At 67.7% G+C, this 18,887-nt stretch carries 17 protein-coding genes, 1 tRNA gene and 1 pseudogene; 10 read left to right on the top strand and 9 right to left on the bottom strand.

The window, feature by feature from the left end; genetic code table 11:
* The first annotated feature begins 358 nt into the window (after window positions 1-358).
* Complete coding sequence (locus tag IPN02_11640; GenBank protein ID MBK9297460.1) at window positions 359-625, top strand: hypothetical protein; 267 nt, start codon at window positions 359-361, stop codon at window positions 623-625.
* A gap of 78 nt (window positions 626-703) precedes the next feature.
* On the opposite strand, the gene IPN02_11635 is transcribed toward IPN02_11640, so the two are convergent.
* Window positions 704-2,095, bottom strand: coding sequence for an NAD(P)/FAD-dependent oxidoreductase (locus IPN02_11635; protein ID MBK9297459.1), 1,392 nt, complete (start codon window positions 2,093-2,095; stop codon window positions 704-706).
* Between the two features lie 116 nt (window positions 2,096-2,211).
* Between IPN02_11635 and IPN02_11630 the strand changes: the two genes are divergently transcribed.
* Window positions 2,212-3,030, top strand: a complete 819-nt coding sequence (locus tag IPN02_11630) for an SDR family oxidoreductase (protein ID MBK9297458.1) — start codon at window positions 2,212-2,214, stop codon at window positions 3,028-3,030.
* A gap of 59 nt (window positions 3,031-3,089) precedes the next feature.
* Here IPN02_11630 and IPN02_11625 read toward each other — a convergent pair whose 3' ends face one another.
* A complete protein-coding gene (locus tag IPN02_11625; protein MBK9297457.1) occupies window positions 3,090-4,094 on the bottom strand; it encodes an NAD(P)-dependent glycerol-3-phosphate dehydrogenase in 1,005 nt (334 codons plus the stop codon).
* 290 nt (window positions 4,095-4,384) lie between these two features.
* Between IPN02_11625 and hdhA the strand changes: the two genes are divergently transcribed.
* Both hdhA and IPN02_11615 read left to right on the top strand, forming a co-directional pair.
* Entirely contained in the window at window positions 4,385-5,152 is a 768-nt protein-coding gene (gene hdhA / locus IPN02_11620) for a 7-alpha-hydroxysteroid dehydrogenase (protein ID MBK9297456.1), read from the top strand.
* 75 nt (window positions 5,153-5,227) lie between these two features.
* Window positions 5,228-6,616, top strand: a complete 1,389-nt coding sequence (locus IPN02_11615; GenBank protein MBK9297455.1) for an alpha/beta fold hydrolase — start codon at window positions 5,228-5,230, stop codon at window positions 6,614-6,616.
* Window positions 6,617-6,776: 160 nt separating this feature from the next.
* Here the strand turns inward: IPN02_11615 and IPN02_11610 are convergent.
* From IPN02_11610 to IPN02_11590, 5 genes and pseudogenes are all read right to left on the bottom strand, one after another.
* A pseudogene (locus IPN02_11610) lies at window positions 6,777-8,382 on the bottom strand (hypothetical protein).
* 428 nt (window positions 8,383-8,810) lie between these two features.
* Window positions 8,811-8,887 (bottom strand) — tRNA-Met (locus IPN02_11605).
* Window positions 8,888-9,316: 429 nt separating this feature from the next.
* Complete coding sequence (locus tag IPN02_11600; protein ID MBK9297454.1) at window positions 9,317-9,556, bottom strand: ribbon-helix-helix protein, CopG family; 240 nt, start codon at window positions 9,554-9,556, stop codon at window positions 9,317-9,319.
* A gap of 65 nt (window positions 9,557-9,621) precedes the next feature.
* Entirely contained in the window at window positions 9,622-9,816 is a 195-nt protein-coding gene (locus tag IPN02_11595; GenBank protein MBK9297453.1) for a hypothetical protein, read from the bottom strand.
* 8 nt (window positions 9,817-9,824) lie between these two features.
* Entirely contained in the window at window positions 9,825-10,820 is a 996-nt protein-coding gene (locus IPN02_11590; protein ID MBK9297452.1) for an isopenicillin N synthase family oxygenase, read from the bottom strand.
* Between the two features lie 271 nt (window positions 10,821-11,091).
* Between IPN02_11590 and IPN02_11585 the strand changes: the two genes are divergently transcribed.
* The gene (locus tag IPN02_11585) at window positions 11,092-12,033 is read left to right on the top strand and encodes a crotonase/enoyl-CoA hydratase family protein (GenBank protein ID MBK9297451.1); all 942 of its coding nucleotides are present in this window, start codon (window positions 11,092-11,094) and stop codon (window positions 12,031-12,033) included.
* Between the two features lie 89 nt (window positions 12,034-12,122).
* Window positions 12,123-12,617 (top strand): hypothetical protein, encoded by a 495-nt coding sequence (locus IPN02_11580; protein ID MBK9297450.1) that lies wholly within the window; start codon window positions 12,123-12,125, stop codon window positions 12,615-12,617.
* 64 nt (window positions 12,618-12,681) lie between these two features.
* Here IPN02_11580 and hxpB read toward each other — a convergent pair whose 3' ends face one another.
* On the bottom strand, window positions 12,682-13,368 hold the full coding sequence (gene hxpB, locus IPN02_11575) for a hexitol phosphatase HxpB (protein ID MBK9297449.1): 687 nt from the start codon (window positions 13,366-13,368) through the stop codon (window positions 12,682-12,684).
* Window positions 13,369-13,419: 51 nt separating this feature from the next.
* Between hxpB and IPN02_11570 the strand changes: the two genes are divergently transcribed.
* The 4 genes from IPN02_11570 (at window position 13,420) to IPN02_11555 (ending at window position 17,293) form a co-directional block, all read left to right on the top strand.
* Entirely contained in the window at window positions 13,420-14,838 is a 1,419-nt protein-coding gene (locus IPN02_11570; protein ID MBK9297448.1) for an NAD(P)/FAD-dependent oxidoreductase, read from the top strand.
* Between the two features lie 71 nt (window positions 14,839-14,909).
* Entirely contained in the window at window positions 14,910-15,818 is a 909-nt protein-coding gene (locus IPN02_11565) for a methyltransferase domain-containing protein (GenBank protein ID MBK9297447.1), read from the top strand.
* A gap of 162 nt (window positions 15,819-15,980) precedes the next feature.
* Window positions 15,981-16,370, top strand: a complete 390-nt coding sequence (locus tag IPN02_11560) for an acyltransferase family protein (protein MBK9297446.1) — start codon at window positions 15,981-15,983, stop codon at window positions 16,368-16,370.
* Window positions 16,367-17,293 (top strand): hypothetical protein, encoded by a 927-nt coding sequence (locus IPN02_11555; protein ID MBK9297445.1) that lies wholly within the window; start codon window positions 16,367-16,369, stop codon window positions 17,291-17,293. The genes IPN02_11560 and IPN02_11555 overlap by 4 nt, the downstream gene beginning before the upstream one ends.
* 84 nt (window positions 17,294-17,377) lie before the next feature.
* Here the strand turns inward: IPN02_11555 and IPN02_11550 are convergent, their stop codons facing one another.
* Window positions 17,378-18,871, bottom strand: coding sequence for an aldehyde dehydrogenase family protein (locus tag IPN02_11550; protein MBK9297444.1), 1,494 nt, complete (start codon window positions 18,869-18,871; stop codon window positions 17,378-17,380).
* Window positions 18,872-18,887: the final 16 nt, after the last annotated feature.

Below are 18,887 nucleotides of genomic sequence, written 5' to 3'. Positions count from 1 at the left end.
GTGCGTCATTCGTCACTGCCCCACACGGCGCCACTCGTGATCGGATACCAGAGAGGAAGAGTGTGACCGGGTTGGTCGAAGTGTCAGGCCTCGGGACATCGGTCGTCGTCGATCTCGGTGAGGAAATCGACCCGGCCGTCTTCCGAACGGCTTGGAGTCGTTGTCTCGGCGCTGGCCCGAACGCAGTGGAAAGCGTCGAGAGGCCGGGACGGGTTGTAGGTCCAGAAACTTTGATGACCAGCCTGACCCAGGTGATCACCCGCGACTTCATCGGCCGCCGGGCCGGTGAGCTGCTGATGTTTCACACCGGGGCGGTGTGCAACACCGACCGCGTGGGTGCCCTGGTGGAGGACATCGGATGCTTGAGCGCGGAGACATCCTCGACCTGCTGTTCGCCGATGACGAGTGCCTGGCTCTCACGCACGACCGCTGTCTGCGGCTGACGGCGGTGCCGACCGAAGTACTTGCGTACCTCAACGTTCCACGCACCGTTGCAGAGGTGAGCCAGCATCTCGAAGGGATCTTTGGCCCCGCCCCCGAAGGCGCCTTTGAGGCGTTACTCAAGGACCTTACGCAGGACCGTCTCGTCCGCCAGCCGGACGTGACCCCCGCTGTTGAGCCATAACCACTTCGTGACCTTGGGCTGGCGAATCACCCTTGCCTGCGCCACCGCTCTGGCAGACAGTGACAACCGGTGCCAGGGCTACGGCGTGGGGAGGGCGCCGAGCAATCGGCGCACCCGGCCGTCCCATCGCGCCAATGCGGCCAGGTCGACCTGATCGGGATACTGGGGTCCGATCTTGTGAAGCGCAGCGGCCCGAGCCAACCAGGGCACCATGGTCGCAGCCACCGATGAAACCCGGGCCAGACGCTGGAAACTCCGCAACGTATCTGCAAGGCCAGGGACCTGCCATCGCTGATCCAGTCCGCTTCGGGTCAGCTCCTCGTTGAGCAGACCGGCGTGAACCATCCGGGCCACGCCATCGGTGCCCAGCACCGTGGTCATGCGACGGAACGCATCGAACGCCGCAAGCGTGCCGCCATAACGCTGCTGGTAGCGGGATTGATAGCTCCACAGGGTCGATTCGTCGCCGCAGTCGTCAGCGTCGGCGACGGTCTCAGCCAGCAGGGTGCCGGCGATCAGGCCCAGGCCGATGCCGGAACCATGTGCGGGGAAAACCTGACAGGCTGCGTCGCCCACCAGAGCGAGCCCGCCAGACGCGAAGCGGGCGAAGGGACGGCGTAACGGAATCACCCCGAAGCCCCCGGAAATCACGTCGCCCAGCCACGGCAGGTCGGTCCGGACTTGAGCCATCTGGTGGGGGGCGGTGCGGCTGGGGCCGGAGGCGACGCAACCCACCAACACGGTGGCGGTGACCAGGTCCGCCGAGACCGTGACGGCGTGGGTCGACCATCCACCATCCGGACCGAGGACCGTCACGGTCTCGCCCGGTTGGGCACCATGGCGGGCGAGGAACCGGCCGGCGCCATCCGCATCATCGATGCGCACATCGTGATCGCCTGCCGAACATAACTCCTCGGCGCTCACCTCCGGGCACCACGGCCGCAACGCCGGAGAGGACTCCCGCAACACGCCCTGTCGCCCCGACGCGTCCACGAACAGCTCGGCCTCAAGGCGCAGCGCACCGCCGCCGCGATCTCGGTCCCGATCGATCTCGATGGCCCGCATCCGCCCGTCGCTATCAACGTCAACGGAGGTGATCTCCGACTCGTCGAGCAGTTCGACGCCGGCGTTGCAGGCCCGCTCGCGCAGCCGGCGTCCCAGCGCCACCATGTCCGCTCTCACCACGGGGGAGTCGTTGACCGTAAACGCGTCACGATGGTCGGGCCCGAAAAAGTGAGCCGCTGACGGCTGGGGCCCCAACCCCTCGGGCCGGACCGGCGGCTCGACTTGGGCGGCTTCGAACTGCCAGGGCAGCACGGCGTTGTGCCACTGCGCCCCGCCAAGGTTGGCTGGCCGTCGGTCGACCAACCGCACCGACCGGCCTCGCGAGGCGAACTGGCCGGCAACATTGGCGCCAGCAGTACCCGCCCCAACCACCACAACATCGACGTGTTGAAGTGGTGCTGGCACCAAAACACCGTAGATGCCGCCCTCGCCGGCGGCACCCCGATGGTCGCCCCGAGACTGCGGCGACCCGAGCTTTTGCCGAGGGCTATCGTCGGGCAAGCGAACGAAGGGGAGGTCCGATGGGACGACTTGACGGCAAGGTGGCCATCATCACCGGTGCGGCCCGTGGCATGGGCGAGGCCGAGGCGCGGCTGTTCGCAGCCGAGGGTGCTCGGGTGGTGCTCGCCGACGTGCTCGCCGAGGAGGGCGCAGCAGTTGCGGCCGACATCGGCGACGCCGCCCGCTTTGTGCCACTCGACGTGACCGACGAGGCTGGCTGGGTCGACCTGTTGGCGGTCACCACCGACGAGTTCGGGTGCCCCGACGTGCTGGTGAACAACGCGGGCGTGCTCGTGCCGTCACCGATCCGCGACCTCGACGTCGAGCAGTTGCGCCACGTGCTCGACGTCAACCTGCTCGGCCCGATCCTGGGCGTCAAGATCGTCGGCGCGGCCATGGCGGACGCCGGTCGCGGTTCGATCGTCAACGTCTCCTCCACCGGCGGACTGCTCGGCATGTCGATGATCAGCTCGTACGTCGCGTCCAAATGGGGGCTGCGCGGGTTCAGCCGATCCGCCGCGATCGAGTTCGGACCGAGCGGGGTGCGGGTCAACTCGCTGCACCCCGGCGGGGTCACCACTCCGATGGTCGGCGTCACCGACGTCTCGGCGATGGTGGAACCACCCGAACCCGGTGAGGCCGAACCGAACCCCACCCTGGCCGCATCCGACGCACAGGGCGCGACCCAACCCATCCGTCGGATGGGCCGCCCGATCGAGATCGCTCGGCTGGCGCTGTTCCTGGCATCGGACGAGTCGTCGTACTGCACCGGCGCCGAGTTTGTCGCCGACGGCGGTTCGGTGGCGGGACAGGACCTCAGCGCCACCTTCGGAGGCTGAATCGGCCCGGGCACGGTCCCGTCATCGAATCGGTCTCCTCAACGCGTTGGCACCGACGATCAGTGGATGTCCTCCAACTCGGCGCCCGGCTCGAACTGCATGAGTTGGTCGACCGCCGCTCTTGCCGAGATCGAGCCGTTCAGGACAGCTTCGACCTTCCGCGTGATCGGCATGGGCACCCCGAGGCGTTGCGCGAGGGCGGCGATGGCCGGAGTGCTGCTGACACCTTCGGCGACCGTCAGCATGTCGGCGGTGATGTCGCTCAGAGAACGGCCCCTCCCGAGTTCCTCACCGAGGTGCTGATTACGGCTCTGCGGGCTGCTACAAGTTGCAGTCAGGTCGCCGTTGCCGGCGAGTCCCAGGAACGTGATCGGCTGGGCCCCCATAGCGACACCCAGGCGCGCGATCTCGGCCAAGCCACGGGTGATCAACGCCGCCTTGGTGTTCCAGCCGTAGCCGAGCCCGTCCCCGATCCCTGCTGCAATCGCGATCACGTTCTTGACCGCGCCGGCGACCTCACAGCCGATCACATCGCTGTTGGTGAATGCTCGGAACGACTCGGTCGTGAACGCCTGCCGCAACCGTTCCGCGCGCGCAGCGTCGCTGCAAGCAAGCACCGTTGCCGACGGCTGGCCGAGAGCGACCTCCTTGGCGAGGTTCGGACCCGACAACACGCACACCCGGTCGGGGTCGTGGTCCAGCACATCGATGAGGACTTCGCTCATGCGGAACCCCGTCTCGAGTTCGATGCCTTTGGTCACGGAGACCAGGTCGGCATCGGTCGGCACATCGGGGCGTGCCCGTTCGACAACAGCACGGAAGTAGCGCGACGGCACGGCGAACACGACCATGTCGGCAGCCTGCAACGCGGTCTGTAGGTCGGCGGTCGCCCGCAAAGACGGACACAGTTCGATATCCGGGAGATACATCGGGTTGCGCTGGTGAAGCGTGATCTCGTCCACCACTTCGGCTTCGTGAGACCAGACCGTGGTGTCATTACCCACCGCCAGCAATGACGCCACGGTCGTTCCCCACGCTCCGGCACCCAGTACAGCAACGTTCATGTCGCACCTCCCCCGAGGTCACCGTACTCGTTCACGATCGCACCCAACAGGGGCCCACATCACCATGACCGGGGGGTTCCCTCCCTGGCTCGCGGGCAGCGAGCTCAAGCCAGCGGCGGCCCACAAACTCCCTCGCTCAGAGACGCTGACGTTTCTGGAATTGTAGGGTCGGCTTTGTATTGGGCCCTCGATCAAGGCGTGAAGCCACGACACCCTGTGGTGTCGTCGCAACTGGGCTAACGAACCTGGCAGACGCACAGGTCATCGTGTCCGCCACGAAAGGATCCGCCATGTACGACCCAGATCATTTCCGTCTCGAAGGACAGGTCGCGATCGTCACGGGCGGAGGCGCCGGGATCGGACGGGCGATCGCTCGGACGTTCGCAGGAGCGGGTGCTGCGGTCGTCGTCAGCGACCTGCGTCCTGACGACGCCGACGAGGCGGCCAACGAGATCCAGCGGTCGGGTGGCAGGGCCGTTGCTGTCGCCTGCGACGTGACTGAGCCCGACGATCTGGCACGCCTCGTCGACACCGCCAACGAGCGCTTCGGCTCGTTGACCACGCTGGTGAGCAATGCGGGCGGTGGCGGACCCAAGCCGTTCGACATGGACATGGCGGACTTTCGGCGGGCCTACGAACTCAACGTGTTCTCGCTGTTCCAGCTGGCCCAACTTGCAGCACCGCTGATGGAGGACGCCGGCGGCGGAGCCATCCTCGCCATCACGTCGATGGCCGCGGAGAACACCAACCAGCGGATGGCTTCCTACGGGTCGTCCAAAGCGGCAGCCAACCACCTGATCCGCAACATCGCATTCGATCTCGGCCCCCACAACATCCGCGTCAACGGTGTGGCGCCGGGTGCGACCCGCACCGAGGCGTTGGAGAGCGTGCTCAACGACGAGGTCGAAGCGCAGATGCTCACCCACACCCCGATCAAGCGCTTGGGCCTGCCCTCCGACATCGCCAACGCAGCACTCTTTCTGTGTTCTCCGGCCGCGGCCTGGATCAGTGGGCAGATCATCACCGTGTCCGGCGGCGGGCACCAGGAACTCGACTGAGCGAGCAGGATCCGGCCTGATCACCGACGCCCGACGGTGGGTGGTTGCCATCGCCACACCCGGTACCGTTGCCGTATGTACCGTTCCGATGACGGAGTCCCGGCCCGGCAGCGCAGGGTTGGCACAACCGTCCTCGCGATCGTCCTCGGTCTAGTGGCCGCCCTCGGTGCAGCGTGTTCCTCCTCTGCCGAGGACGGGGCCGTCGCCGACCCAGCGGCGTCGACTGAGACCACATCCTCGACGGTTCCGCAGCTGCCCGAGGATGTGTCCCTGCCCATTGTGTTCGTGCACGGGTTCGCCGGTTCGGCACAGCAGTACGAGACACAGGCCATGCGGTTCGCCGCAAACGGCTACCCGTCGGAGCGGATCGTGGCCTACGACCACGACGGTGCCGGCATGGACATCGGGGCCTACGCAGACGGCGTCGACCAACTCATCGATGAGACCCTTGCGGCCACCGGTGCGGAACAGGTGTACCTGGTCGGCCACTCGAGGGGCACGATCGTGTCGAGCGCCTACCTCGGTGATCCGACACGTGCCGCGAAGGTCGCGAAGTACGTGGCCATCGACGGTGGCAGCTGCGTCGACGTCGTTCCTTGCATCACCCCCAACCAGGACGCCCTCCCCGGTCAGGCGCACGTGGAGACCGCCACGTCGCCCGAGTCGTTCGCGATGCAGTACGAGTTCCTCGTCGGCGAACCACCGGCAGTCACGGATCTCGAACCGCATTCCGAGCCGGTCGTGCTCGAGGGCCGGGCGGTGAACTTCCCCGCCAATACCGGACGCGCCGGCGCGACCCTGGAGATCTGGGAGATCGACGCCGACACCGGGGCCCGCGTCGGCACCGAACCGCACGCATCGTTCGAGTTGAGCGACGACGGAGCATTCGGACCGGTGGACACCACCGCCGGGGCGCACTACGAGTACGCGCTGTCCCAGCCTGGATCTGAGGTCGTGCACCACGTGTACCTGCAGCCCTATGAGCGCAGCAGCCAACTGGTTCGCCTGCTGTCGTCGGCTCCCGACGGTTCCACCCGCGTCAACACCAACGCTGACGCCGACCACTCCTCGATCATCGCCATCCGAATGCGCGAGTGGTACGGATCCGACGACGGCGACCTGCCGGGCGACCAGACCGACGTGCTGGAGATCAGTGTCGATGGCAGTGACCCGACCGACGTGATCGCCGGGTTCGACTCCGACGATGCGATCGGTCTGCACATTCACGACGATGCGGCCACCCCGGGTGAAACCACGCTCGGCCCACTCCCCTACTTCTCGGAGCAGCCGTTCCAGCAAGGGGTCGACCTCTTCATGCCGGCCTCCCCGGAAGGGACCGGCACCATCTCGGTCACCAGCATCGCTCGGGGCGACCGGTCGCGCCCCCGGACCCTGAACGTCCCGAACTGGCCGTCGGACACCAGCGTCATCAGTGTGGTGTTCACAGACCATCCGGTCGAGTGATCGATTGTTGCCGCTCCTGGCCCGCTACTCCAGCATGCTGCGCAGCATCCAGGCGGTCTTCTCGTGGACCTGCAAGCGCTGGGTCAATAGGTGGGTCTTGAGGTAGAGGGTGCAGGTGTCGGCGAGGAGTCGGGATAGGCCATCAGCGATGGCATGCCGGTCAGAGTCGTCCGAACACGAGGTCGACAGCGGTACCGGTCCAGCGTGGCTCGCCGCTGGCGCGGGCACGGCCCTCATAGACGTGCTCGGCACCCGACACCGCCCAATCGGTGCCCATGTCAAGCAGGTGCACGAAGTAGTCGTTGGTGAGGGCGCCGGGTCGCTCGGTGAGCACCCCGTGACCAGCGCCGCCAGCGCTCACCCCGAGTGCGCGCAACCCGCCGATGAGCACGGTGGCCTCGGGCGCGGTCAACGTCAGCTGGCTTGCCCAGTCGATCAACAACTCCTCCGGCCGGCGCTTGTCGCCAGCACGGGAGTAGTTGCGGAAACCGTCGGCGATCGGCTCCAGGACGGCGAGCGCGGCGACGTCGGTCTGTTCCGCCGTTGCGTCGGTGCGCCCGGGTGAGAACGGCACGGTCACGTTCTGGCCGGCGCCAGCAGCGGCATGCTCGAACGCTGCGCAGCCTCCGAGGACGATCAGATCGGCCAGCGAGACCTGCATCGAGCCGGTCTGCGCGGCGTTGAAGTCGGACTGGATGCGCTCGAGCGTGGTGAGCACCGACGCCAGCTGTGCCGGGTCATTCGCGTCCCAGTCCTTCTGCGGTGCCAGACGGATACGAGCGCCGTTGGCGCCGCCGCGCTTGTCGCTGTCGCGATAGGTCGACGCCGATGCCCAGGCGGTCGACACCAACTGCGAGACGGTCAGGTCGGACGCGAGGATCGTGTCCTTCAGCGGCGCGATGGCCGGCGCGTCGACCAGGTCGTGGTCGACCGTCGGCACCGGGTCCTGCCAGATCAACTCCTCGCCGGGCACCTCGGGGCCCAGGTAGCGCGACACGGGCCCCATGTCGCGATGGGTGAGCTTGTACCACCCAGCGCGCTGGGCTCGCCGTTTGGGCCCTCGGGGTTCACGTAGATGAGCGCCATCTGCACCGCACCGAGCGGATCGGCCAGCTCGCGCGGTCGCCCTCGTAACGCTCGTCGGCCAGCCAGGTGTCCTCGGGGCCCCAGTAGAGGTCCTCCTCGGGTTCCCACACATCCGCGCGTCCGCCGCCGAAACCGAAGGTCTCGAAACCCATCGTCTCGAGTGCGACGTTGCCGGCCAGGATCATCAGGTCGGCCCACGACAGCGCCCGGCCGTAGGTCTGCTTCACCGGCCACAGCAGCCGACGGGCCTTGTCCAGGTTCGCATTGTCGGGCCAGCTGTTCAGCGGGGCGAAACGCTGCGTGCCGGTGCCCGCTCCGCCGCGACCGTCGTGAATGCGGTAGGTGCCGGAGCTGTGCCACGCCATGCGGATGAACAGCGGCCCGTAGTGGCCGTAGTCGGCGGGCCACCACTCCTGTGAGTCCGTCATCAACGCAGCCAGGTCGGCCTTCACTGCGCCCAGGTCCAAGCGGGAGAACTCAGTCGCGTAGTCGAAGTCGGCGCCCATCGGATCGATCGACGGCGAGTTCTTCCCCAGCGGACGCAGGTTCAGCTGCTCCGGCCACCAATGCTGGTTCGCCATCGAACCCATCGCGATGTGCGAGTCGCCCAACACGGGACACTGGGCAGAGGGCGCTACCGCCTCGTCGGTGGTGGCGGTGGCGCCGGTGTCGTCGTTCATTTGGTGCTCCTTGAGTACTCGGGATGGGTGCGATCGGGTCGGGTGGGTGGTCGGGCTCAGGTCGCGTCGGCGCCGGTCGCCCGACATTCGGGGCACACGCCCCAGTAGATGACCTCGGCCTCGTCAATGGTGAACCCGTGGTCGTCGCTGGCCTGCGATCGACGGCGCGTCGCCGCTCCGCCTTTCGGGCCGCTGCGGGTCTGTTGAAGAGTGGCCGACCGATGTAGCCGAGCCGACGGCCGATAGAACGCTTCGGCGCCGTCGAAGCTGTCTCAGCAGGCGTCTACTCGACGCTCTGTGCCACTCGTCGGGTTTTCAGGCAGCCGTCCAGCGACTCGATTTCGGGAATCTGGCAGACAGCGTCCGAATCGGGCCTGCCGAAAACCACAACAGCAGGCCCTACGGCCTGCTGTTGCACTACTTAACGATGGTGGCGGGGGCAGGATTTGAACCTGCGACCTTCGGGTTATGAGCCCGACGAGCTACCAGACTGCTCCACCCCGCGGCGTGTTGTACATGATACCGGGAGATGCTCTCCGCAACAAACCGATTTGCCACGCATCGCTACGGACGCATCGGGCTCAGCCTCCACCATGGCGTTCGGTTCATCCGGCCAGCGTCACCGTGAGCGTCCCCGAAGTCCAACGACGGTCGCGATCGCCTCGTCCACACCCCAGAGTTCCTCCGGCCCCAGATGACCTTCCAACTCGCCAAGGCGAGCAACGTCGACGGCCGCCATCTGCGCGCCAAGAACTGGGGTCGGCTCTCCGCGCATTGGACCTCGGGACGGTAGGAGGCAGGACGAGCGCTCAGCGAGGTCGGCGCCATGAGCACGACCGACCGAGGCAGAAGTTCGTTCGCTTGAACCAGGACGCCGTAGCGATTGCCCCGCTGCTCATGCCCGGTTCCTTTCGGGACCAGGAACCGGTACACGTCACCGCGGAGCACGCAGCGAGTCCATCATTTCGGCCACGGCGAGCATTTCCCGTCGATCCTTCTCATCGGCCTCGAGCGCAGCCGACTCGGCCGCGAGTTCCGAGCTACGGCGCTGCCGATTCGCAGCGTCGATCAGTGCCGACCGAATCGCCTCCGAACGAGAGCTTCCGGTCTGCTGAAGCAGCCGCAACGCCCGTTCTGCGTCGTCGTCGAGCCGCACTGAGATCGCTTGCGCCATACCGTCAACGTATCACGAATCTAACTACACGAATGCTCGTAGCTCCTCCAATCGGCCCTGACGGATTAGCTGCTCCGGTCGATGCGTTTCTGGACTTCTTCCTTGGAGAGACCCTCGCATCCCTGGCTGACGATCCACAGGTGCCCGAAGGGATCGCGCAGGCGACCCTCACGCGGGCCGTAGTACCGGGCCTCGATCGGGACGATCACCTGCGCTCCACCCGCCTCCATGGCCCGTCCGACACTGTCGGCGTCGGTCACCGTCAGCCTCAATAACAGCTTGCTTCCGTATCCTCAGCCACTCGGCGGCCGTCCTCAACCAGGTTGATCTGCCACAGCACCTGGTCGAGCAGGTCGCCCGCCTCGATGCCCGAGTAGCGCTGCGGGTTGTCCGGCGTGATGCACGACTCGAGCGGCGCCAGAATGGTCCACGGCGTGGGATGACAAAACTGCACGACCGAGTAACGCTCGCCCGAGTCGGCGGGATCGGCGGCCACCCGGTGCCAGCCGACCGGGATGCGGCCGTTGGAAAGCCGCTCCAACATGATGCCGGTGTTGATGATGGCGTGGCCGTCCGGCGGCGCAGCATCGGCCCACCGCTCCCCCACCTGCACTTGCAACCCCTTGGAAGTGGCGCGGGGCAGCGCCGTGATCAGGTTGATGTCGGCGTGAGGGCCTGCCCACAGATGGTCGGCGCCCGGCGCCAGGTTCATCGCCGGGTAGTGGATGGCCCGTGTGAGCGTCGACCCGTCCAGGACCAGCTCGTCGAAGAACCCCTCCGCCGCACCGAGCCCCAGGGCGATGATGCGAAGAAGCCGCCGCTGAAGCTCGGCCATGCGCCGATGGAACGTGATCAGCACCTCGGTGATACCCGGCACGGCCGCCTCCGGCAACACCTGATCGGCGTAGCGGTGTGGATAGCGGCGCCGCAGCGGATGACCCTCGGGCACGTTCTCGCCCCAGTTCAACATCTCCTTCCAGTCGGGCGTGTCCGAGACCGCAGCCGTCTCGACCAGCAACCCCGTGTAGCCGGTCTGGCCCATCGACCCCGGCGCCCGAAACCGGTCCTTCTCCTCGGCATCCCGGCCGAAGAACTCAGCGAGGTACCCGTAGGCCTCGTCGAGGAAGTCCTCGCCCAGATCGTGGGTGGTGTACACGAAGCCGGTCTCGAGGGACCGCATCACTCCGTCGACCACCGCTCGCCGTGCGGCGGCATCGCCGGACTCGAATGCGAGCAGGTCAACGTCGAGAATCTCGTCGGTCATGGGCATCCTCCGGTGGCGAGCGGCCAGTCTCCCCCGGCCTGGCGCACGTCGCCACCGCCTCCGAGGGCGTCACCCAGAACCGAAAAACCTGGGACTCGAGGTTTAGAGGCCGTGACAGGTGGATAGTCGAGGGTGCAGAGGGGCCCCCGCTCAATCCGCCAAGCCTCACTCGAGCTTCCGCCAGCTCAGAGGGCAGCGGGGGCCCCTCTCTCCCTACCGCAGCTTTCCCCGCACCCACGTCACGAATGATCGCCTCTGGCAGACTGCGGCGATGGGGACCGAATTTGAGACCATCCGCTACGAGGTGACCGACCAGATCGCCACGCTGACCTTGCACCGACCAGATCGGTTGAACGCGTTTACCCAACTGATGGCGGCAGAGATCATGTCGGCCCTCGACCTGGTTGACGGCGACGACGGTGTGCGCGCCCTGATCATCACCGGCGAGGGCAAGGCGTTCTGCGCCGGGGCCGACCTATCGGCCGGCACCGCAACATTCGACTACGAGGCCAGGGCCGACTCGGTCTTCGGCACCGACGACTCGGCCACCGACGATCCGGTCGCCCGGTTCTACGGCGGAATCGACGACATGCGCGGCGACGATCCCGACGCCATACGCGACACCGGCGGCATCGTGGTGCTGCGCCTGTTCCGCTGCACCAAGCCGGTGATCGCGGCCATCAGCGGTGACGCCGTGGGCATCGGCGTGACGATGTGCCTGCCGGCCGACATCCGCCTCGCCGTGCCCAACGCCAGGTTTGGGTTCGTGTTCAACAGCCGAGGCCTGGTGCCCGAAGCCACCTCGTCGTGGTTTTTGCCCAGAATTGTGGGAATCTCGACGGCACTCGAGTGGTGCTACACCGCCCAGCTGATCTCCGCCGAAACAGCGCTCGAAGGCGGGCTGGTGCGGTCGCTGCACGAACCCGAAACATTGATCGCCGATGCCCGGGCGCTGGCCAAGGGATTCATCTCCGGCTCGGCGCCGGTATCGGCCACCCTCACCCGCCAGATGATGTGGCGGGGCCTGGGCGCCTCCCATCCGATGGAGGCCCACCGCATCGATAGCCGCGCCGTCGTCGCCCAGGGCCGAGGCCCCGACGTTGCCGAAGGCATCATGTCGTTCCTCGAGAAGCGGCCACCGACCTGGACCCAGTCGGTGCCCTCCGATCTGCCCGACTGGTACCCGTGGTGGGACGAGCCCCGCTTCACCTGACCAGGGAGTAGGCAAAAGCCTGAAGCGAGCCCGAATTCACCGGCGGACTTACCCTTCCGCGGCTGCCGTCTCGATCGTAGGCTTGAGGTATGGAAGCTTCCCTGACGGCCGGTTGGGGCGATTTCTACGTCGCCATCGGTGGCGCCGGGGCGGCACTCGCTGGGCTGGTCATGGTCGGCATCTCGGTCAGCCTCACAGAGATCCTCGCCGATCATTCGTTGCCTGCCCGGGCGGCTGCAGCCATCGGTTCGTTGATCTTGGTCGTGGTCGTGGCCGGTGTCGGTCTGATCCCAGGGGAACCGGCCCCGACGCTCGGCATCGAGATCTTGGTCGGAACCCTCTTGGCGACCGTCCAGCACGTCACCGCCATCATGCGCATGACATCCGAATCGAAGCGACCCGTCGCCACCCTGGTGGCCAGATCCGCCGTCGCGGCTGTGCAACTCGTCCCGTTGGCGGTCGGCTCCATCCTGCTCATTGCCTCGAATGCTTCGGGCCTCTATTGGATCGCGGCAGGAATGATCCTGATCATCATCGGCTCCGTGCTCTCCGCCTGGGTGCTGTTGATCGAGATCCGGCGTTGAAGGATCGGCTGTTCTTCAGCGACCCCCACCCTGCGCTAGTTCCGCAGCACCTGACGCCGCACGGTCAGGCCAACAAGGTGCCGAGCAGCTGCTCGTCCAGCTGGTGGTGACCGTCGAGCACCCGGGCGCAAAAGTCGAAGCGCGGATCGTTGCGGAGCTCCGATACGGGCAGCGCGACCACGACGTGCCCGGCGGCGGCAGCGGCGATGGCGCCGTTGACCGAGTCCTCGATGGCCACGCAGTCGCTCGGCGCCACGCCGAGCATCGAGGCGGTGCTCAGGTAACAGGCCGGGTGGGGCTTGCCGGCCGGCTCGTGTTCGGCCGAATGCACCAGCTCGAAACGATCGCCGAGCCCCAAGCCACCCAGCGACGCCTCGATGAGCCGTTGCGGCGACGACGAGCACACGGCCATGCGCCGACCGGACTTCGCCAGTCGGTCGACGGCATCGACCGCGCCGGGCACCTCGGTGGGATCGTCTTGGGCGTGCGCCACCATTGCGTCGACGAGCGTCGCGGCGACCGCCTCCGCTGACGCATCGGGTGCAGTGACGTCCCAGGGGCGTCGGGCCAGCCAGTGCGCCACCACCTCGTCCACGCGAAGGCCTGTGGTCGACGCCGTGTCGGAGGCGTCGAGGTGCACCCCCACCGAGGCAAACACCTCGGCTTCGGCCGCCTCCCAGACAGGTTCGGAATCGATCAGCACCCCGTCGAGGTCGAAGATGACGGCCGAAGGAGGTGTTGAGGGGACCATGGCGTCGACCGTAACGGGCCGAACTGCGCAGGCCGTACGTGCCGTGGCCTCATGGTGTGCCCCTGTCCGGGCCGGACGTATGTTGAACGTGTGAACCGCCCTACCTCGCTTCGCAAGCCCCGGGCGCATCGCCCCGGGCTCCACCGCCATCACGTCGTGATCGTCGGCGCCGGCTTCGGGGGCCTGGCCGCCGCTCGTGCGCTTGCCGACGCCCCGGTGGACGTCACCATCGTCGACGCCCACAACCACCACACCTTTCAGCCGTTGTTGTACCAGGTGGCCACCGCCGGCCTGGGCGGCGACGACGTCACCTACGCCACGCGGGGCATCTTTCACCGCCAGGCCAACGCGTCGGTGCGCATGGGCCGGGTGATCGGGGGCGATCTCGACGAACACCGGCTCGACCTGGCCGACGGCTCGTCATTGGGCTACGACCATCTGGTGCTCGCCGCCGGTGCGGTGAGCGACACGTTCGGTATCCCCGGCGTGGCCCAGCATGCCTTTGGTCTGAAATCGCTCCGAGATGCACTGGCGGTGCGGGCCCAGGTGCTCAGCTGCTTCGAGGAGGCCGACGCCAGGCCGGAGTTGATCGAGGACGGACTGATCAACGTCGTGATCACCGGTGGTGGCCCCACCGGTGTCGAGCTGGCCGGCGGCATGGCCGAGCTGATCGATCGCGTGCTCGCCCACGACTTTCCCCGCTTGGACCTCCGGCGGGCCCGGGTGGTGCTCGTGGAGATGGGCGACTCGCTGCTGGCGTCCTTTCACCCCAAGCTGGGCGCCAAGGCCAAGGCCACGTTGGAACAACGCGGGGTCGAGGTGCTGCTGGGCACGACCGTCGACGAGATGCGAGCCGAAGAGGTGGTGCTCAGCGGTCCGTTGCTCGGGAAGGGCGCGACCATCCCCGCCCACACCAAGATCTGGGCGGCCGGGGTACGGGCCAGCCCGCTCGGCGACGCGCTTGGGTTGGCGGACGGGCCGAGCGGACGAATCCCGGTGCGGGCCGACCTGTCGGTCGCTGAGCACCCGGAGATATTCGCCATCGGCGACGTCGCCTCTGCCCACGACGGCGACGACGGCTCGGTCCTTCCCCAGCTGGCGCCGGTGGCCATGCAGGGCGGCGAGCACGCCGCAGCAATGATCGGTCGGCGGCTCAACGGCGAGGCGACCGAGGCCTTCAGCTACACCGACAAGGGCACGATGGCCACGATCGGTCGGGCCTCGGCGGTCGCCCAACTGCCCGGCGGCATCCGCCTCTCGGGACTGCTCGGCTGGCTGGCCTGGCTGGCCCTTCATCTGGTGCAACTGGTCGGGTTTCGTAACCGTGCCAACGTGTTGGTCAACTGGGCGTGGAACTACGTGACCTACGATCGAGCAAGCCGAATCATCCCCGAGGCCGAGGTGGGGCCCGAGCAGGTGACGCCCGCCTTCCGCAGCGACAGCGGCGGCATCCACCCGCCGGAGAAGTAGGCCTCCGGCGGAGCAGCGGCGTCGATCGGCTGGGCTCCAACACACCGGGGTCGACGTGATCTACTGGCGCCATGGCCGACCGAGCTGCCCCACCCACGATCGATCCCGGCAACGCCCCCATGCAGGAGTTCTGGGCCGGCAGCCGCGGCCAATCCTGGGTGCGGCGAAGCGTCGCCTACGACGGCCAACTGCGGGGCTACAGCGAGGCGCTGGTCGCCGAGCTCGCCCCGGTCGCCGGCGAGTCGGCCCTGGACGTGGGCTGCGGCACCGGTTTCACCACGAGGGCGCTCGCGGCCGCCGTCGGTGCAGCGGGTGCAGCGGTCGGCGTCGATCTGTCGGCGGCGATGATCGCCGGGGCACGAGCCGCCGCCGACGCCTCCGGGCTCGGACGAGACCACCGACCGACCTTCCAGGTTGCGGACGCACAGGTGGCCGACTTGACCGCACTGAACGGTGGACGCCCCTACGACGTGATCACCAGCCGCTTCGGGGTCATGTTCTTCTCCAACCCGGACGCCGCCTTCGCCAACCTGGCGGCCGCCGCCGCACCAGGCGCTCGGCTGGCCTTCATCTGCTGGGCCGCGCCGGACCTCAACCCCTGGTTCACCGAGCCGCGCGCCGCAGCACAACCCTTCCTCGAGTCGGTCACCGGTCCGCAGAAGCCCGAGCCGACCGATGCTCCCGGACCGTTCTCGATGGCCGATCCCGACCAACCGGTCGCCATCCTCGAGCGATCGGGGTGGGCCGACGCCTCGGCCCGGACGCTGACCGACGGCATCTACCTGGGCGGGCCTGGGCCGATCGGCTCGGCGGTGGAGTTCCTCACCTCCGGCTCGGCGATGGCACCGGTGATCGAAGCCAATCCGACGCTGCTCCAGCCGGTTCGCGAGGCCCTGACCGAGGCGCTCAGCCCGCACCACGACGGCACGGGGGTTCGCTATGGGGCAGCAGCTCACCTGGTCACCGCCACGCGTCCATGACACGTCGTTGGGGGATCCCCCAGCGGTATCTGGGGGATCCCGGTCAGGAGATCGAGGCTGACCGCACATCATGATGAGCTGATGAGCCATTCGAGCGACCCCTCGGCATCCTCACGGAGGTGTCCGCCGGCAATCGTCAACCCGGCGGATACGGCGAACCCCGTGGCCAACCCCGACCTCGGCCAGCGGGACCGCGTGGTCGATGCGGTGCGTGCCGGTGCACTGGTGGTCGTCGTGGCGGGCCATTGGCTGATGGCGGCGATCGGCACCGAGTCGACCGGCGACGGGGCCTACCGCCTGCAGATCTCCAACATGTTGGAGCTGCGTCCATGGACCCAGTGGCTCACCTGGGTGTTGCAGGTGATGCCACTGTTCTTCATCGTCGGGGGTTTCGCCAACGCGGTGTCCTGGCAACGCACCCAGCACGAAGGCGGTCGCTGGGCGGACTGGATCGCCACCCGGCTGCGACGTCTGCTGGCCCCCACCCTTCCCATGCTGGCCGTGTGGTTGCTGATCGTCGTCGCTGCGCAGCCGATTTGGAACGACGCATGATCCATGCCGGGCACCGCCTGGTCTCCAAGCCGCTGTGGTTTCTGGGCGTCTACCTCGTCGTCACCGCAATCACACCGCTGCTTGTCCGCCTTCAGGCTCGGCTGGGGTGGTGGGCCGCTGCGCCGTGGCTGGCCGCCGCCGTGCTCATCGACGTGATCCGCTTCGGCGACCACGACACCGCGCTGGCCGGACTCAACTTCGTGTTCGTGTGGGCGGCGCTCGCCCAGGCCGGAATGAGCTGGGAGCGTCTGGTCGCCAACCGGCATCGCTGGTGGCTGCTCGTCGCCGGCGGTTACACGGCGTTGGTCCTGATGGTTGGGATCGGGCCGTACAGCATCTCGATGGTCGGCGTTGCCGGCGAGGTGTCCAACATGGCGCCGCCCAGCGTGGCCCTGGTGGCGCTCGGGTGCGCGCAACTGGGACTGATCCTCGGCTGTTGGGGTCGGCTGCGGCGCCTCCTCGACGACGACCGTTACTGGCGGCCGGTCGTCAAGGTCGGCGCCGGCGGCATGACCCTGTATCTGTGGCACCTCACCGCTTTGGCGATCGCAGTGTGTGCCGTGGCCCTCGGCGCGTCGGTCGGCGTCGCCCAACCCACGCCAGGCACCGCGCTGTGGTGGGCCACCCGACCCCTGTGGTTTGGGGTGCTGATTGCGATCCTGTTCCCGATCCTTGCCAAGGCCGCACCGGTGGAGGTGCGGTCCCTGCTGGCACCCAAGCTGACCGGAATTCACACCTGGGCCGCAGCGTTGGGTGCCGTCGCCGGGGTTGGAGCGATCGGCTACCTGGTCGTCGAGGGGCTCCAGCCGGTCGGCCGGGCAGCGATCGCCATCGCCGTGCTGGCCGTGCTCATCCGCTGGCTCGCACCCGCGTCAACGGCCGAGCACACCGGACCGATCGAACTCGATGAGCAGCCCGCCTGAAGGCAACGGATCTGGTTGTAGGCACGCAGATCGACCGAGCTGATTGCGTTGCGTGCCCACAACCGCCGAACAGCGGTGATCCGGTCAGCTCGACCAGACAATCGACTGCAGCTCGCCGTAAGCGTCCAGCCCGTAGGAGCCACCGTCGCGGCCCACGCCGGACTGCTTGAAACCACCGAAGGGTGCGTCGTGGTTGCGCTGCAGCGTGTTGAGGCCGACGTTGCCCGATCGCATGCGCTTGGCCATGTCCATCGCCACGCCGGTATCGGCGGTAAACACGTAGCTGTACAGCCCGAAGTCGGAGTCGTTGGCCACCGCCAGCGCCTCCTCCGCATCGTCGACGGGGACGACGGCCACGACCGGGCCGAAGATCTCTTCCCGCACGGGCGTCATGTCGTTGGTGGCGTCAGCCAACAGCGTGGGCGCAACGTAGAAGCCGCGCTCCATGTCGGGACGCTCGCCACCGGCGGCGATCGTGGCGCCCTCGCTGCGACCCATCTCGACGTATCCCTCCACCCGCTCGCGATGGGCAGCCGAAATCACCGGCCCGACCACCGTGCCCCGCTCGAGGGGATCGCCAACCGGCATGTAGGCGGCCGTCTTGGTCAGCCCGGCCACCAGCTGGTCGTAGATGCCACGCTGGGCGATCACGCGGGTGGGGCTGGTACAGATCTGGCCGGAGTGGAAGCCCCACACCGAGCCGATGCCGCCGATCGCCGCCTTGAGGTCGGCGTCGTCGAGCACGACGCAGGCACCCTTGCCGCCCAGCTCCAACAGCAACCGCTTCATGCGGGAGCCGGCCACCTCGGCGATGCGTTGGCCGACCGCTGTCGAGCCGGTGAAGCTCACCATGTCGACGGCGTCGTGGGTCGTCAGCACCTCGGACGGGGCAACGTCCTCGGACACGACGCAGTTGACGACGCCGGGCGGAAAGCCGGCTTCGACGAGCAGTTCGGCCATGCGGATCACGCCCAGCGGGTCCTGCGGGGCGGGCTTCATGATGACCGTGTTGCCCATCGCCAGTGCGGGCGCCACCTTGCCGGCCATGTTGACGACCGGGAAGTTGTACGACGAGATGGCGGTGACCACGCCGACCGGTGCCCGGTTGGCGATGGCGGAGATCACGCCTCCGGGCGCCAGCGCGGTGGCCGGCACGGTCTGGGGGCGAAGCGGGGTGACCGTCGGTTCCTTGGCCCCCTCCGCGTAGCGACGGAAGCGGGCGGCGGCCTGCGGGACCTGCATCGACTTTGCCACCCGCATGGTGGCGCCGGTTTCGGCCTGCACCAGCGGCACCAGCTCGTCGGCGTGGGCGTCGAGCAGCTCGGCGGCCCGGTTGAGCAGCTCGCAGCGATGCTCGGGGGTGGTCCGCGACCAGGCGTCAAAGGCCTCGGCCGCCGCAGCGGCGGCGTCGGCGGCCTGGGCGGTCGTCGCCTCCGGGGCTCGCCCGACCACCTCCTCAGTCGCCGGGTTGATCACGTCATAGGTGCCGGCTCCGCCGGCTGGCCGGTCGCCGCCGATGATCAGTTTCCACTCGTGATCGGGGTTGGGTGCGTCCGCTGCGGGCTGGTCGCTCGTCATGATGAGGGTGTCCGTT

The sequence above is a fragment of the Candidatus Microthrix subdominans genome (assembly GCA_016719385.1).
Lineage (GTDB): Bacteria > Actinomycetota > Acidimicrobiia > Acidimicrobiales > Microtrichaceae > Microthrix > Microthrix subdominans.
The sequence above is the reverse complement of the archived record's forward strand: the minus strand, read 5'-3'. Positions and strand labels throughout refer to the sequence as shown.

Bases quoted from the DNA above. Each gene is read 5' to 3' on its own strand.
- IPN02_11585 (MBK9297451.1), top strand. From the start codon at position 11,092: ATGGGGACCGAATTTGAGACCATCCGCTACGAGGTGACCGACCAGATC.
- IPN02_11625 (MBK9297457.1), bottom strand. From the start codon at position 4,094: ATGAACGTTGCTGTACTGGGTGCCGGAGCGTGGGGAACGACCGTGGCG.
- IPN02_11555 (MBK9297445.1), top strand. From the start codon at position 16,367: ATGATCCATGCCGGGCACCGCCTGGTCTCCAAGCCGCTGTGGTTTCTG.
- IPN02_11630 (MBK9297458.1), top strand. From the start codon at position 2,212: ATGGGACGACTTGACGGCAAGGTGGCCATCATCACCGGTGCGGCCCGT.
- IPN02_11580 (MBK9297450.1), top strand. From the start codon at position 12,123: ATGGAAGCTTCCCTGACGGCCGGTTGGGGCGATTTCTACGTCGCCATC.
- hxpB (MBK9297449.1), bottom strand. From the start codon at position 13,368: ATGGTCCCCTCAACACCTCCTTCGGCCGTCATCTTCGACCTCGACGGG.
- IPN02_11565 (MBK9297447.1), top strand. From the start codon at position 14,910: ATGGCCGACCGAGCTGCCCCACCCACGATCGATCCCGGCAACGCCCCC.
- IPN02_11600 (MBK9297454.1), bottom strand. From the start codon at position 9,556: ATGGCGCAAGCGATCTCAGTGCGGCTCGACGACGACGCAGAACGGGCG.
- hdhA (MBK9297456.1), top strand. From the start codon at position 4,385: ATGTACGACCCAGATCATTTCCGTCTCGAAGGACAGGTCGCGATCGTC.
- IPN02_11590 (MBK9297452.1), bottom strand. From the start codon at position 10,820: ATGACCGACGAGATTCTCGACGTTGACCTGCTCGCATTCGAGTCCGGC.
- IPN02_11615 (MBK9297455.1), top strand. From the start codon at position 5,228: ATGTACCGTTCCGATGACGGAGTCCCGGCCCGGCAGCGCAGGGTTGGC.
- IPN02_11570 (MBK9297448.1), top strand. From the start codon at position 13,420: ATGGTGTGCCCCTGTCCGGGCCGGACGTATGTTGAACGTGTGAACCGC.
- IPN02_11550 (MBK9297444.1), bottom strand. From the start codon at position 18,871: ATGACGAGCGACCAGCCCGCAGCGGACGCACCCAACCCCGATCACGAG.
- IPN02_11640 (MBK9297460.1), top strand. From the start codon at position 359: ATGCTTGAGCGCGGAGACATCCTCGACCTGCTGTTCGCCGATGACGAG.